General features: G+C 42.1%; 13 protein-coding genes. 8 read left to right on the top strand and 5 right to left on the bottom strand.

Going from position 1 to position 13360, the window contains the following annotated elements; all coding sequences use genetic code 11:
- Positions 1-89 precede the first annotated feature (89 nt).
- The 3 genes from lipA to psaX all read left to right on the top strand — a co-directional run bounded on the left by lipA (position 90) and on the right by psaX (position 1416).
- Positions 90-992 (top strand): lipoyl synthase, encoded by a 903-nt coding sequence (gene lipA / locus H6G83_RS06090; protein ID WP_190468497.1) that lies wholly within the window; start codon positions 90-92, stop codon positions 990-992.
- 66 nt (positions 993-1058) lie between these two features.
- A complete protein-coding gene (locus H6G83_RS34950; protein WP_206758982.1) occupies positions 1059-1223 on the top strand; it encodes a hypothetical protein in 165 nt (54 codons plus the stop codon).
- Between the two features lie 58 nt (positions 1224-1281).
- A complete protein-coding gene (gene psaX / locus H6G83_RS06085; RefSeq protein WP_190468493.1) occupies positions 1282-1416 on the top strand; it encodes a photosystem I protein PsaX in 135 nt (44 codons plus the stop codon).
- 120 nt (positions 1417-1536) lie between these two features.
- Here the strand turns inward: psaX and H6G83_RS06080 are convergent, their stop codons facing one another.
- Positions 1537-2403 (bottom strand): branched-chain amino acid ABC transporter permease, encoded by an 867-nt coding sequence (locus tag H6G83_RS06080; protein WP_190468490.1) that lies wholly within the window; start codon positions 2401-2403, stop codon positions 1537-1539.
- 191 nt (positions 2404-2594) lie between these two features.
- Between H6G83_RS06080 and hrmK the strand changes: the two genes are divergently transcribed.
- Together hrmK and larE are read left to right on the top strand one after the other, a co-directional pair.
- Complete coding sequence (hrmK, locus tag H6G83_RS06075) at positions 2595-4412, top strand: hybrid histidine kinase/response regulator HrmK (protein WP_190468488.1); 1818 nt, start codon at positions 2595-2597, stop codon at positions 4410-4412.
- Positions 4413-4643: 231 nt separating this feature from the next.
- Positions 4644-5471 (top strand): ATP-dependent sacrificial sulfur transferase LarE, encoded by an 828-nt coding sequence (larE, locus tag H6G83_RS06070; RefSeq protein ID WP_190468485.1) that lies wholly within the window; start codon positions 4644-4646, stop codon positions 5469-5471.
- A gap of 169 nt (positions 5472-5640) precedes the next feature.
- On the opposite strand, the gene H6G83_RS06065 is transcribed toward larE, so the two are convergent.
- Together H6G83_RS06065 and H6G83_RS06060 are read right to left on the bottom strand one after the other, a co-directional pair.
- Complete coding sequence (locus H6G83_RS06065; protein ID WP_190468482.1) at positions 5641-6003, bottom strand: DUF4864 domain-containing protein; 363 nt, start codon at positions 6001-6003, stop codon at positions 5641-5643.
- 212 nt (positions 6004-6215) lie between these two features.
- Positions 6216-7346 (bottom strand): SGNH/GDSL hydrolase family protein, encoded by a 1131-nt coding sequence (locus H6G83_RS06060; RefSeq protein ID WP_190468479.1) that lies wholly within the window; start codon positions 7344-7346, stop codon positions 6216-6218.
- A 410-nt stretch (positions 7347-7756) separates the two neighbouring features.
- Here H6G83_RS06060 and H6G83_RS06055 point away from each other — a divergent pair, with 410 nt between their 5' ends.
- Positions 7757-7951 (top strand): hypothetical protein, encoded by a 195-nt coding sequence (locus H6G83_RS06055; RefSeq protein ID WP_103139438.1) that lies wholly within the window; start codon positions 7757-7759, stop codon positions 7949-7951.
- A gap of 204 nt (positions 7952-8155) precedes the next feature.
- Here H6G83_RS06055 and H6G83_RS06050 read toward each other — a convergent pair whose 3' ends face one another.
- Positions 8156-9055 (bottom strand): DNA-methyltransferase, encoded by a 900-nt coding sequence (locus H6G83_RS06050; RefSeq protein WP_190468476.1) that lies wholly within the window; start codon positions 9053-9055, stop codon positions 8156-8158.
- 6 nt (positions 9056-9061) lie between these two features.
- Entirely contained in the window at positions 9062-9502 is a 441-nt protein-coding gene (cynS, locus tag H6G83_RS06045; protein WP_190468472.1) for a cyanase, read from the bottom strand.
- A 274-nt stretch (positions 9503-9776) separates the two neighbouring features.
- Here cynS and H6G83_RS06040 point away from each other — a divergent pair, with 274 nt between their 5' ends.
- Together H6G83_RS06040 and H6G83_RS06035 are read left to right on the top strand one after the other, a co-directional pair.
- Entirely contained in the window at positions 9777-10979 is a 1203-nt protein-coding gene (locus H6G83_RS06040) for a coiled-coil domain-containing protein (protein ID WP_190468469.1), read from the top strand.
- Positions 10980-11119: 140 nt separating this feature from the next.
- On the top strand, positions 11120-13297 hold the full coding sequence (locus H6G83_RS06035) for a serine/threonine-protein kinase (protein WP_190468466.1): 2178 nt from the start codon (positions 11120-11122) through the stop codon (positions 13295-13297).
- The last annotated feature ends 63 nt before the right edge of the window (positions 13298-13360 follow it).

The following is a 13360-nucleotide window of genomic DNA, read 5'->3' as shown; positions in this document are numbered from 1 at the left end:
TTAAGCTAAAGTTACATCCCCCTCATCTCCCTCATCTCCCTCATCTCCCTCATCTCCCTCATCCCCCTCACCTTGTCTACAAAATAGCTATGACATCCTCCCAACCTGCTCAGTTTAAGTCAGAAATTACGGCAATGCCTAGTTGGTTACGCCGTCCCATTGGTAAAGCTAGCGAACTCTCGACTGTACAGCGCATTATTAAACAGCGCCAAATTCATACAATTTGCGAAGAAGGTCGCTGTCCGAACCGGGGTGAGTGCTATGCCCAAAAAACGGCTACGTTCTTACTTATGGGGCCGACCTGCACCCGTGCTTGTGCTTTTTGTCAAGTAGATAAGGGTCATGCACCAATGCCAATTGACCCAGAGGAAGCGCAAAAGGTAGCGGAGGCTGTTCAGCTTTTAGGGCTGCGTTACGTCGTACTTACCTCTGTAGCCCGTGATGACTTGCCAGATCAAGGTGCAAGTCATTTTGTGAAAACAATGGCAGCAATTCGCCAATTAAATCCGGATACGCAAATTGAAGTTTTGACACCTGATTTTTGGGGCGGTGCGGGTGCAGGGGAAGCAGGACAGCGCCAACGTATAGAAATGATTGTAGAAGCTGAACCCGCTTGCTTTAATCACAATATTGAGACAGTGCGCCGCTTAAGTGGGCCAGTCCGTCGGGGTGCTAAATACGATCGCTCACTGCGAGTGTTGTCCTTAGTCAAACAAATCAATCCCCACATTCCCACAAAATCAGGCTTAATGGTGGGACATGGGGAAACCCTTGAAGAACTCATCGAAGCAATGACAGACTTAAGAGCGATAGGATGCGATCGCCTCACCATCGGTCAGTATATGCGCCCATCCCTAGAACATCTCCCAGTCCAAAAATATTGGACACCAGAAGAATTTGACCAACTCGGCACATTAGCCCAAGAAATCGGCTTCAGCCACGTCCGTTCCGGGCCACTGGTGCGGAGTTCCTATCATGCCGGCGAGGAGTGAGGCAGGGGGCAGGGGAAGGGGGAAAGGGGAAGGGGGAAAGGGGAAAGGGGAAAGGAGGTAAAAGGTATGAGAAAATCACTATGGACTATGGACTATGGACTATGGACTGTGGACTATGGACTGTGGACTATGGACTATGGACTGTGGACTATGGACTGTGGACTATGGACTATTGACTATGGACTAATGACAAATTTGCTAATTCTCACAAATATTTTTAAAGAATTTTGATATTTTGCGCTTCTGTTTGGTATTTCTGAAAAAGTCATGACATAAGGAGAACCGATTTATGGCTAAAGCTAAAAGTTCCGCAGTTCCCGATACCGGAGCTAAACCCCCCTATACTTTTCGTACAGGTTGGGCGTTATTGCTACTAGCTGTTAACTTCTTAGTAGCAGCATATTATTTCCACATTATTGAGTAGTCTGATTTGGGGAGCGGGTGTGTCAGTGAACAGTGAACAGTCAACAGTGAACATCACTTGATAACTGATAACTGATCACTGACAACTGATTAAGTCCCCTGCTAAGTGGAATGGTGTTGCTCACATCGTGCCTTTGAATAAACCTTTGGGACGAATGAGCAACACCAAAATCATGATTAATAGGGCTACGCCTTGTTTGTACTGCGAACCTAGCAAGGGTGTACTGACTTCTTGAACAATGCCAATAATGAAAGCGGCAGCGATCGCGCCGTAAGGGTTGCCAATCCCGCCTAAAATTACGGAAGCGAATAGAGGCAAAATCAAAAACCACCCCATATTTGGACGCACTGCTGTAATTAAGCCGTACATACTGCCACCTAAAGATGTAACAGTACCAGCAATCAGCCAAGTCCAGAAAATTACCTGCTCTACATCAATCCCTGAAACCTTGGCTAAATCTAAATCGTCCGCAACGGCCCGCATGGCTTTACCAATTTTGGTGTTTTGCAAAAGGTAGTGCAATGCGCCAATGGACAACACAGCTAATGCCAACACCAGCAGTTGGTTTTGTGGTACTTTGACACCAAAAATATCTAAAGCCGGGGTAATGGGTAAATTATAGTTTTGATTTCTACCACCCCAAATCAAAATAATTCCATTACGTAGAAACAATGCTAACCCAATTGAGATAATAATAAGAGTAGTGGAATTAGCGCGAATTTTCCGCATTCTTGACCATAGTAGTGTTTCCGAAAGTAACATCGCGCCTACAGTGCCTGCAACTGCCACTATCATCGATAACCAAATATTCACTCCAAAAGAGTTTACCAACAAAGTCAAATAAGCGCCCAAGGTTAAAAAATCACCGTGGGCGAAATTAGACAACCGTAAAATCCCGTAAGTTAAAGTTAATCCCACAGCTGCAAGAGCAATAATGCTACCTACAGCAATGCCGTTGACAATTAATTGAATCGTTTGTGTATCCATGTTATTACTTAAATTCAGCTAACCTATAGTAATTCTGCGAGGGTAATCGATGATAAAAAATGGGGTCTAGTAGTAAGTATCGATACTATAAAAGTTATGATTTATCGACAAAGAAAAATTGTGAGCTAATATACATAGAAATCTTGTGACATTTTTCGCGAAACTCCATTAATTAAACGGTCTAGTTGACCATGCAGCAGTATTCAAGCTTACCAGAACACAACTCAAAGATAGAGACAACGCCAATGTTGGCAAAAAGTCAGCAGCTGCGTGCTGAGTTATGGCTGGAACGCAGCTTGAACCAGCTACAAAGCCGCTTAGGCGATAGGCTACAGTCAGCTTTTAGTACTGTTCAACCAAGAACCACAGAAGCGGATATTTTCCAAACTGTGGTAAACGAACTCGATTTTGCTTTAAACAATAGCAATCTAGGGTTGTCACAGTGTGCCGTGGCGATCGCTTTATGTCAACCGCAAACAGCAGATGGTAAAGTTTACTATATTTCTCGCCCCCTATCTTTTGGCTGTCAGCCCCTATTTTTAGAAGACATAGCCAAACAAGAGAAAAAACTGCGCTTGCAAATACAACAAGTCATCCAAATCCAAGATTTACACGAACTAGAAAAACAACAACCGCCACAGGCTTGGCGATTAACTGACGATTCTGGTGTTATCATTGGTTGGTTAATTATGGTGATAGATAACTTCAAGCCCCATCACAAGAAATCTACAGCATCCTATCTTCACATCAATACACAATTAATGGAGAGAGCAGCCGAACAATGTGTGAAAACGCTGGCTCACCTCAAGCAAATACAATCTTTACAGCAACAGTCAGAAAATTTATATATTGCTAATCAAGAGTTAGAGCGTACTAATCAACTGAAAAACCAATTTTTGGCGAATACAAGTCACGAAATTCGCACACCCCTAAGTTCAATTATTGGTTTCACTCACTTACTTCTAGCACAAGGTTATGATCCAACAAAAGAACGCCATCACGAATATCTCAACATCATTCAATCCAGTGGAAAACACCTGTTGGCTTTGATTAATGATATTTTGGATCTCTCCAAAATTGAAGCCAATCAGTTAGAAGTCCAGTGGGAAAGAGTCAATATACCCGAAGTTTGTCAAAATGTATTAGCGCTGGTAAAAGAGAAAGCCGGAAATAAAGGGTTGAAATTGTCTTTGGAAATAGATCCAAATGCCAAAATTTTGATAGCTGACCCTTTACGACTCAAGCAAATGCTTTTAAATTTATTATTTAATGCTCTCAAGTTTACCAGTCAGGGCAGCGTCGGCTTAAAGGTGGCAGTTCAAAATTCATTTATTCACTTCACTGTCTGGGATACAGGTAGTGGTATCTCTTGTGAAAATCTCGCTTTACTATTTCAACCATATTTCCAAATTTCTAATCCTTCAGCTGCTGGAAATGAGGGTACTGGCTTAGGATTAGTGGTGACTCGTAAATTGGTAGAAATTCATGGTGGTTCTATAGAAGTAGAATCTGAAGTTGATCGCGGTTCTCGTTTTACGATCATCTTGCCCATAACACAGCATGGGAAGGTTATAGTTAAAGAAGATGAAGAGGATCAAGAAGCAACCTCTTCTGTATCTGTGAAACCTAGCATTTCCAGAGAAATTTTATTAGTAGAAGATGATTTAGGTAATGGTGAATTAATCCAAATTCGTCTGAGCAACTTGGGATATCAGGTAACTTGGGTGAGGAATGCTGACCAAATGTGGGCTGTACTCGCCCAAAAACAGCCAGCAGTCATCTTAATGGATGTGCGATTGCCAGATGGTAACGGTTTAGATGTAATTAAGCAATTACGAGAAAAACCCGAATATCAACAGATTGCTATTATTGCCCAGACAGCAATGGCGATGAAAGGCGATCGCTCAATCTGTCTACGTGCTGGAGCCAATGATTACATTTCTAAACCCATTGATATCAAACTGTTGGCTAGTCTAGTTGCTAAGTATAGTTTAGGAAGTGGCGACTAGGGGAGCAGGGGAGCAGAGGAGCAGAGGAGCAGAGGAGCAGAGGAGCAGAGGAGAAAATATTCATCATCACTGACAACTGATAACTGATAACTGATAACTGATAACTGATAACTGACAACTGATAACTGATAACTGACAACTGATAACTGATAACTGATAACTGATAACTGATAACTGATAACTGATAACTGATAACTGATAACTGATAACTGATAACTGACTAGGAAAATTATGTTGACTGAAAAACTGGAGCAGTTAAAGGCTTTATTTGCCGAAATGGGACAGGCTCTAATTGCTTACTCTGGGGGTGTTGACAGCACTTTGGTGGCAAAGATTGCTTATGATGTGTTGGGCGATCGCGCTTTGGCTGTAACTGCGGTTTCGCCTTCGTTGTTACCAGAAGAACTAGAAGACGCAAAAATTCAAGCCGCAACTATTGGTATTGCACATAAAATTGTCCAAACTCACGAAATGGACAACCCCAACTACACCTCAAACCCCGTTAACCGTTGCTATTTCTGCAAAAGCGAATTACACGACACCTTAAAACCATTGGCGAGAGAAATGGGCTACCCTTACGTCTTGGATGGAGTAAATGCTGACGATTTACACGATTATCGTCCGGGGATTCAAGCCGCCAAGGAAAGAGGAGCGCGATCGCCTTTAGCAGAAGTTGGTGTGACAAAACTAGAAGTTAGGCAACTTTCCCATCAACTAGGTTTACCTTGGTGGGAAAAACCAGCCCAGCCTTGTCTGAGTTCCCGCTTCCCCTATGGTGAGGAAATTACCATAGCCAAATTACAACGAGTAGGTAGAGCCGAAATTTATCTGCGGAAATTAGGTTGGCAAAATCTGCGCGTCCGTTCTGAAGGTGACACAGCACGCATCGAATTACCACCAGAAAAAATCAAAGATTTTGTCCTCACAACAGATTTACAATCTATAGTTAGCGCATTTCAAGAGTTTGGCTTTATCTACGTCACCCTGGATTTAGAAGGTTATCGCAGTGGCAAACTCAACCAAGTTCTCACTCAAGTAAACCCTGCATTGGGGAGATGAGGGGGATGAGGGAGTAGGGGGAGATGAGGGAGTGGGGGGAGATGGGGGGAGATGAGGGAGATGAGGGAGATGAGGGAGATGAGGGAGATGAGGGGAGTAGGGGGAGATGAGGGAGAATAACTAATGACTATTGACTATTGACTATTGACTAATGACTAATGACTATTGACTAAAAATTCTCTGCTTCCACAGAAACCAGGATACAACCATTGATTCTCCAGCTATCATCCGGTTGTTTTTCCATAAAATATAAAGCCCTCAAGGGAAGACCATCAGGTGCTAAAAGTAACACTGGCTGGGTGATATTGTCCTGAATGGTGGTAACTTTCTCAAAGAATACTGAACGTGGACGGTATACAGCAGGATAACTCATGCTCACCATTCGGATAAAATTGTCGGCGTTTTGAAATTGCTCTTGAATGGCTGGAGTAGCACAAGCAAAAGCACCGGGAGCATCATCTTGTTGAAAGGCGGCCAATTGTTTTTCAATTACAGACCGGATAGTCAGAAAATCTTGCTCAGTAACTTCCATAAATATAGTAGGGAACAGGTGATAGGTTACAGGTGAGTCCAGTCCTGCGGGAGGGTTTCCCTCCGCAGGCAACTGGCGAACCCGGAGGGGGACAGAGTTAAAACGTCTTTTGCTGTCTAAGTTTGCTCATTCCCTCGTTTCTTAACTGTCTTGGCTATTGCTATATAAATTACGCTAGTTATTTTTGACGGTTAACAGTCAACCGTCAACCGTTAACCGTCAAAATTTTTATTTTGAGATAGTTTGAACTCTACCTGCTGAATAGCAAATCGCCATACTTCATAACCTTCAGCCGACAAATGCAGCCCATCTGTAGTTAAATCAGAACGTAAATTGCCATCTACACTGGCAAACCAGCTATGGATATTTAGATAATTAACTTTTTCTTCTTTAGCCATTTGGGCTAGTCTGGTATTGATTCGACGAATACGGCTATTAGAAATTGTCGGCAGATTGGTAGGTAATATAGATTGCATAAATATCTGAGTTTGAGGATGAGATTGCCGTAAGTTACGAATTATTCGGCGATAATTACGCAAAATTACTACGTCATCGGCTCCTCTGCGTAAGTCGTTAATCCCAGCCATGATGTAAATTGCTTCGGGGCGGGTTCGTGAAAATGCGGTTAATCTGTTGGCGATACCACCAGAAGTATCTCCAGAAATACCCTGATTTAACCATAATTTGCCAGATGGTAGCTTTTCCTTGGGAAACCACATACTTAAGGAATCCCCTACCAGGATACTGAGACGGTTTTTACCTTGACCTTGAGCGATCGCTTTCGCTTCTAGAGCCAGCAAAGTTTTCCAATCATCATAAGTGAGTTGATGCTTTTTACCCGCATCTCGCAATAATTTATCACTTTCAGCATCTTGGCGTGTGTAAATCTGACCAGTTTTTAAGGCAGACAATCTATAATTGTAAAGTTGACTACCAGTAATTAATAGTTCTTTGGGAGGTTGGGAATTAAGGTTGAAGAATGAGTTTAATGGTATTAATGATTCTGGTTGGGTAGATTGCGGTAGGGAAATATCTGTAGTGGTAAGTTTTTGTTCGCCGCCTTTTGATTGAGCAGCCTGGGAAGGTAAGGGAGGCTGAGTGCTAAATTCTGGCAAGGATACGTTAAACAGCGTAGGCAGACCTTTTTCATCTACCGTTTGTGATATTTGGGTGCTGAATGGAGATAAAGATGCGTCTGGGGTGATATTAGTCTGTGAGCTTTGCTTGACATCTAAAGCTAATGTAGTACTGTCCGGCAGGATATCCGATATCTGTGGTAGAGCTGATGCTGGTAGTGTTAGTCCTGTTAACAAGCCGACTGCCAACAGATAAGAATCCCTCATTGCTTTTTCACTCCTCTATTTAGTATTTTTTCCTATGACAGCTTAAATTTACTGCATTCAGAAATTTTACTCTTGTTAAATTATTATTTTTCTTTAAGATATGTATTTCTGTAAACTGGGTTAACCAGATTATATTTAACAATTCACCAATTCTTTAAAGCCCATCTCGCCGTCTGCTCGGTAAGGACGCTCAAATTGATGGCACTGGTGGTTGGCAACTGAGGTTTGTTAAGTATTTTTACTTTATCCACATATCTTGTAACAATTACTACCTACTTTTAGCATAACTTTTGTGCTGAGACTTGTAAATATTGATTTCTATCTATTCAAATTAATATCTGCTGATATAGAAGAAACCCGGAGAAAGTGCTAAGATTTAGGCGCAGTGATTAATAGTTTCCTATAATTTCGTGGCTAGAGCTAGTACAGCGATCGGAGTGAGTCCAATTATTAAAGAGATTGTGCAAAAACAGGCACATTCGACCCGTTTAACCCTCAAAGAGGTCATCCTCATGGGAATGTTAGCAATAGATAAACTTGACGATCAAAGTCGTCAAGAGTTAGCAGACAAGGTTCATCAGATGCAGGTAAATGGAGAAATCTGAGTCTGCTTGCTAGGGTTAATAGTCAAAAGTTCATAAATAAATGTATTTACTGTTGACGAGACAATTTGAGATTTGGTATTCGAGATTTTGGATTAACACATTTGTCAGTCTGAGCTAGCCAATCTAAAGTTAGAGAAATCCTCAAGGTTGATGCTAAGACTGGAATTGATCTAAAATTCAAACTAAAATCGAAAATTGATTTGACTATTCACTAAATCTATAGCGGCTTCCCAAAACATAATCCTGATTAATTTCCACAGAAATCCATCGGCGTTGCAAAGTTTCAGCAACAAAGCCAGTAGTATTGGAACCTGCAAATGGATCTAACACTATATCTCCTTCATCAGTCAAGAACTTGATGAAGAACTCAGCAAACCCTTGAGGGAACCTTGCTGGATGTGGCTTGACCCCGGCTGCTTTACAGCGTCGTAAATACGCACTATTAGATTCAGTATTGGCAATTTCTAGGAGATTAGGCGGAATTGCACCTTGATTGTCTTTTTGAAATTTATCAGAAATGTCATGCCCACTAGGACGAATTTGAGCTTTATAACCATTTTTGAGTAATTGTTTCATACTCTGGCTATAGGGTTTTAAAACTTTCCTATTATCTGCTTTAGGGTCAGTTGTTTTTGATAGCCACCAAACTACATTTACTGCATCTTTAACGCGGATTCTTCTGATTGTCACCCATTCGGCTGGGGTAGGTAGTCGGGCAGGATTATAATGATAAAATTCTTGAGCCAAAAAAAAGCCGACTTCTTTGCACAATCTGACAAGAAGTTCGTATTGATAAATACTGCGTATGGGATTACCAGGGAGATAAGCGCCTCCTAAATCTAAAACAAATGAACCTGTTTGTGCTAAAACTCTTTTAAATTCGTAAGCAAAAGGTATAAACCATTCAAGATATTTTTCTGCACTTTCGTTGCCATATTCTTTTTTGCGCGTTAAAGCGAATGGTGGTGAGGTAATAATTAGATTAATACTATTGTCTGGAATTGCTTTGATAATTTCCAGAGAATCACCTAGATAGGCTTTACCGTATGTTTGCGTATATAAAGGCGTAAATCTACCTACCTGTGTTGTTTGTTGTGAGTTCAAGCAGTATTACCACTTTTTGTAGGGTAGGAATTTACCAGACATAGTGATTTTAACGCGATCGCCTTTGGGGTCGGCTTCTTTTTCTACATCCAAAGTAAAGTCAATCGCACTCATAATCCCATCGCCAAACTTTTCTTGAATTATTTCCTTCAGGGGGAAACCATAGACCTGCATAATTTCATAGAAGCGATAAATCAGAGGATCTGTAGGAACCACAGGCCCCAATCCTTTGACTGGGTATCCGGTCAACTCTTGAATATAGATAGGCTCTAATCCTAATGCTTCTACTAGCAACTTAGCCTCTTCATCGGATGCGCTAGCTTGACGATAGAAAACAGACGCGATCCACACTTCATCCCGTCCGAGAATTTTTTCTAAATCAGCAAAGCTTAACCCTTTATTTTTCTTGGCGTTTAACAATGTTTCCGTAATATTAGGGATAGACATTAGGTAATTCTTATAACTAACTAATTTTACTAGATATATTTTAACACAAGAGAGCGGGAGATGGGGGAGTCTGACAAGTGTAGGTTTTTAATATAGCAGTGAGTTGTAGGGAAGGGGGAGCAATTAAAGCTTCTCTCCTTCTAGGGGAGAGGAATGAAAGTGGGGTTTTCCAGATCCCGTGAAAAGTCAGACAATTACTCACGCTCCTACTATGTTTTGATAGAATCGATGCCAATTGTGCCACTAAGCTCTTGAGACATAAGTGATCATCATCATGACAAGCGAAATTGATCAACTCTTAGCTGACTGGAAAAATAAAATTCAAGTAGTTAGCCAAAATCTATTTGATTTGCAAGAACTACCAACCTATCAACGCCTTTGTGGAACTCCTGGTTTTCCTAAAGTTGATTTGATAGGTATAACTGCAACAAAGATAGACCCCGCATTGGCGGCGATAAACGATTTATTTCAATACTTCGACCTATTGCTGCAAAAAGTGGAGCAAGCTAGTAGATTACGGCAGCAAATGCCCCGATTTCTAGCATCAGAGCAAAAAATAGCAGAAATTAAAGAACTATTAACAGGCGCTTCCATTCAGTTGCCTGTTGGACAAACACCATTATCTCAAAGAGACTTACTTACTGGTAGTCAACGAGCAAATGCGATCGCACCCGCAGAACTGCTGCAACTGATGACTCAGGCTTTTTCTATAGCGAGGGATGCGGTTTTGGCTGTGGATGCAGCTTGGGCAAATTTGGATAGAATCATCCAAGATGCAGAATGGCAAATCCTAGAGTTGCAAAACTTAGCTGTATCACTTAATCAAGGTAATTTTCATCAACTGGTGCAAGCTCGTGAAGCGATCGCTTCTCTCAAAGCTAAGATTGAGCAAGATCCTTTAGGAGTGAGTGCAGACATAGACCAGCAAATCAAACCATTGCTGGCACAAGTGAGATTACAATTAGACTTGTGCGAAAAACAGCAAACTCAACTACAAGAAAAACTGGCGATCGCTCAAGATTTATTAGCGCAATTAATCAAACTCCATTCACAATCTCTTGCTGCTTTTACGGAAAGTCAAGAAAAGGTTTTGTATTCAACAGCGTACACTCCATTACCCCAAGAACAGATTGATGCTTTGAGTCAATGGCTGACACGCTTACAGAACAAACTAGAGGAAGGTTTAATTAATCCCATTATGCTCGGTTTAGATAATTGGAGCCGTAAAGCCAGAGAGTACATAACCCTAGAACAACAGGCCTATACAAATAACAGCGCTTTGTTAAAAACTCGCCAGGAGTTACGCGGAAGACTAGATGCGCTGCAAGCTAAAGCTTTAGCACGAGGACTGGTGGAAGATCAGCTTCTGGTTGATTTAGCTACACAAGCCAAACAACTCCTTTATACTCGTCCAACTCCATTAGAGCAAGCATCAGTATTAGTTACTCAATATGAAAAGCGGTTAAATAGTCCATAGTCCATAGTCCATAGTCAATAGTCCATAGTCAATAGTCAATAGTTTTTCTCCCCTGCTCCTCTGCTCCTCTGCTCCTCTACTCCCTCATCTCCCTCATCTCCCCACTCCCCACTCCCTACTTCCCAATTTAGGAGACTTGAATGGATAGTCTGCGCTGCACACGTAATGGATGTACTGGTACTATCGAGGATGGCTACTGTGATGTCTGTGGATTAGCAGCTGTTAAATCTGCCGATGTCAGTCATAATCACAACGTTACACAAACACTCAAAAACTTACCCCTTACCACGGGTACTGGTTCATCTCCCTTGACTAGTCGTTCCCAAGGTTCTCGACGTACTAGTGGTAGCACTGCTCGTAGTAGTCGTAGACTATTGGGAGCAGGATTAGTTTCTGTGCCAGAATTGCCGTCAACAGAGCCAGAAAAAGCGATTATTCCTCATCCAATGGTTCCTGAGAATAAACGCTTTTGTAGTAATTGCAATCATACTCTGCGTAGAGAAAAAGGATTTTGTAGTAAATGTGGACAGAAGTTTTCTTTTGTTCCCTCATTAAGTCCTGGTGATGTGGTTGTCGGACAATATGAAGTCAAAGGAGCGATCGCTTACGGTGGTTTAGGATGGATTTACTTAGGTTTTGATAAAATCTTATCTCGTTATGTGGTGTTGAAGGGATTGCTCAACAGCGAGGACGCATCAAGTGCAGCCGTTGCTGTGGCGGAAAGACAGTTTCTCGCCGCCGTCAAACACGCTAATATCGTGGGGATTTATAACTTTGTCAACCACGGTGGCGAGGGGTTTATCGTCATGGAGTATGTTGGCGGTAAAACTCTCAAGGAAATTCGCAAAACTCGCGGCCCCTTACCTATAGCAGAAGCGATCGCCTATATTCATCGTATCTTGGGAGCGTTTGCTTATCTCCATTCCTTGGGGTTGGTATATTGCGACTTCAAGCCAGATAATGTCATGCTGGAAAACAACGACATCAAATTAATCGACTTGGGCGGGGTGCGTCGCATTGATGACCCCGATGGCGATATTTATGGTACTGTCGGTTATAGCGCTCCTGAAGCTGGGGAAGGCCCCACCGTTGTTTCTGATTTATTTACCATTGGCAGAACTTTGGCGGTTTTAGTTACCGATATTAAATCTTTTAATAAAGAAAATTTATACACTCTCCCCAGTCCCCAAGAAGAACCTTTATTTGCACAACAAGAGTCCCTATATCGCTTCTTAATCAAAGCCACCGGCACTAATCCTGATGACCGATTTCAATCAGCCGATGAAATGGCTGATCAGTTATTAGGTGTGTTGCGGGAAGTCGTCGCCACCTCTACCAAAATTCCTCGTCCCGCCACTAGCAACTTGTTTAGTGGGGATATGTTGGCGATGAATTACAGTGGCAGTTTTGATCCGATTATACCAAATTATCAACAATTACCTGTACCTATATTAGATAGTAGTGATCCAGGCTTCAATGCGGTGTTAAATGCTAGCGCCATCCCTGATCCTGTGAAACGAGCCGTTGGTTTGGAAGTTGTCGTCAAACAATTTCCCCTATCGGCAGAAGCATGGTTGCGCTTGGCAAATAACTTAATTGATACCCAGGATTATCGAGAAGCAGAACAAGCTATAGATAAAGTCGCAGCCAAAGACCCGTGGGACTGGCGCATTTTTTGGTATCGTGGGCGATCGCTATTGGCACAAAATCAAGCAAAGGAAGCACAGAAAGCATTTGATCAAGTTTATTTTGATTTACCTGGAGAATTAGCTCCGAAACTGGCGTTGGGATTAGCCGCCGAACAAGCCGAAAATTACCAACTAGCTATTAAGATGTATGAATTAGTGTTGCGTACCGATCCCAGTTATGTATCAGCCGCCTTTGGGTTAGCGCGTTGCTACTGTAGTTTAGGCGATCGCCAAGGTGCGGTAGCGGCTTTAGAACTCGTACCGCCAACTTCTAATTTATACACAAGAGCGCGGGTAGAAATTGCCCGCACTTTAATTAATAGTGAGCGATCGCTTCCGGGAACGCAAGAATTGCAAGCAGCTTCTGTCGCCATTGAAGCATTGACATTAGAAGGTAGCGATCGCTATCGCTTAACTAAACAAGTATTAGAAACTGCCCTCAATTTAATCACTTCCCGCCAACTTTCAGCTACAACTGATTTAACCATCTTGGGACAACCATTACAAGAACAGCATTTAAGAAAAGGATTAGAAAAAGCTTTACGTGATATGGCGCACCTCGCAATTGGGGAAGAAAAAATCCGCCTAGTAGATGAAGCTAACCGCATACGTCCTAGAACCTTGATTTAAGGGGACAGGGGACAGGGGACTGAGCCAATAAAATTTAGGCGTTGCTGATTGAAAGTATGAATT

This window comes from Anabaena azotica FACHB-119 (genome assembly GCF_014697625.1).
In the GTDB taxonomy this organism is placed as follows: domain Bacteria; phylum Cyanobacteriota; class Cyanobacteriia; order Cyanobacteriales; family Nostocaceae; genus Trichormus; species Trichormus azoticus_A.
This window is presented reverse-complemented; position numbering and strand designations above follow the sequence as displayed.

Coding starts and splice junctions, on each gene's coding strand:
- lipA (WP_190468497.1), top strand. CDS start 90: ATGACATCCTCCCAACCTGCTCAGTTTAAGTCAGAAATTACGGCAATG.
- H6G83_RS34950 (WP_206758982.1), top strand. CDS start 1,059: ATGAGAAAATCACTATGGACTATGGACTATGGACTATGGACTGTGGAC.
- psaX (WP_190468493.1), top strand. CDS start 1,282: ATGGCTAAAGCTAAAAGTTCCGCAGTTCCCGATACCGGAGCTAAACCC.
- H6G83_RS06080 (WP_190468490.1), bottom strand. CDS start 2,403: ATGGATACACAAACGATTCAATTAATTGTCAACGGCATTGCTGTAGGT.
- hrmK (WP_190468488.1), top strand. CDS start 2,595: ATGCAGCAGTATTCAAGCTTACCAGAACACAACTCAAAGATAGAGACA.
- larE (WP_190468485.1), top strand. CDS start 4,644: ATGTTGACTGAAAAACTGGAGCAGTTAAAGGCTTTATTTGCCGAAATG.
- H6G83_RS06065 (WP_190468482.1), bottom strand. CDS start 6,003: ATGGAAGTTACTGAGCAAGATTTTCTGACTATCCGGTCTGTAATTGAA.
- H6G83_RS06060 (WP_190468479.1), bottom strand. CDS start 7,346: ATGAGGGATTCTTATCTGTTGGCAGTCGGCTTGTTAACAGGACTAACA.
- cynS (WP_190468472.1), bottom strand. CDS start 9,502: ATGTCTATCCCTAATATTACGGAAACATTGTTAAACGCCAAGAAAAAT.
- H6G83_RS06040 (WP_190468469.1), top strand. CDS start 9,777: ATGACAAGCGAAATTGATCAACTCTTAGCTGACTGGAAAAATAAAATT.
- H6G83_RS06035 (WP_190468466.1), top strand. CDS start 11,120: ATGGATAGTCTGCGCTGCACACGTAATGGATGTACTGGTACTATCGAG.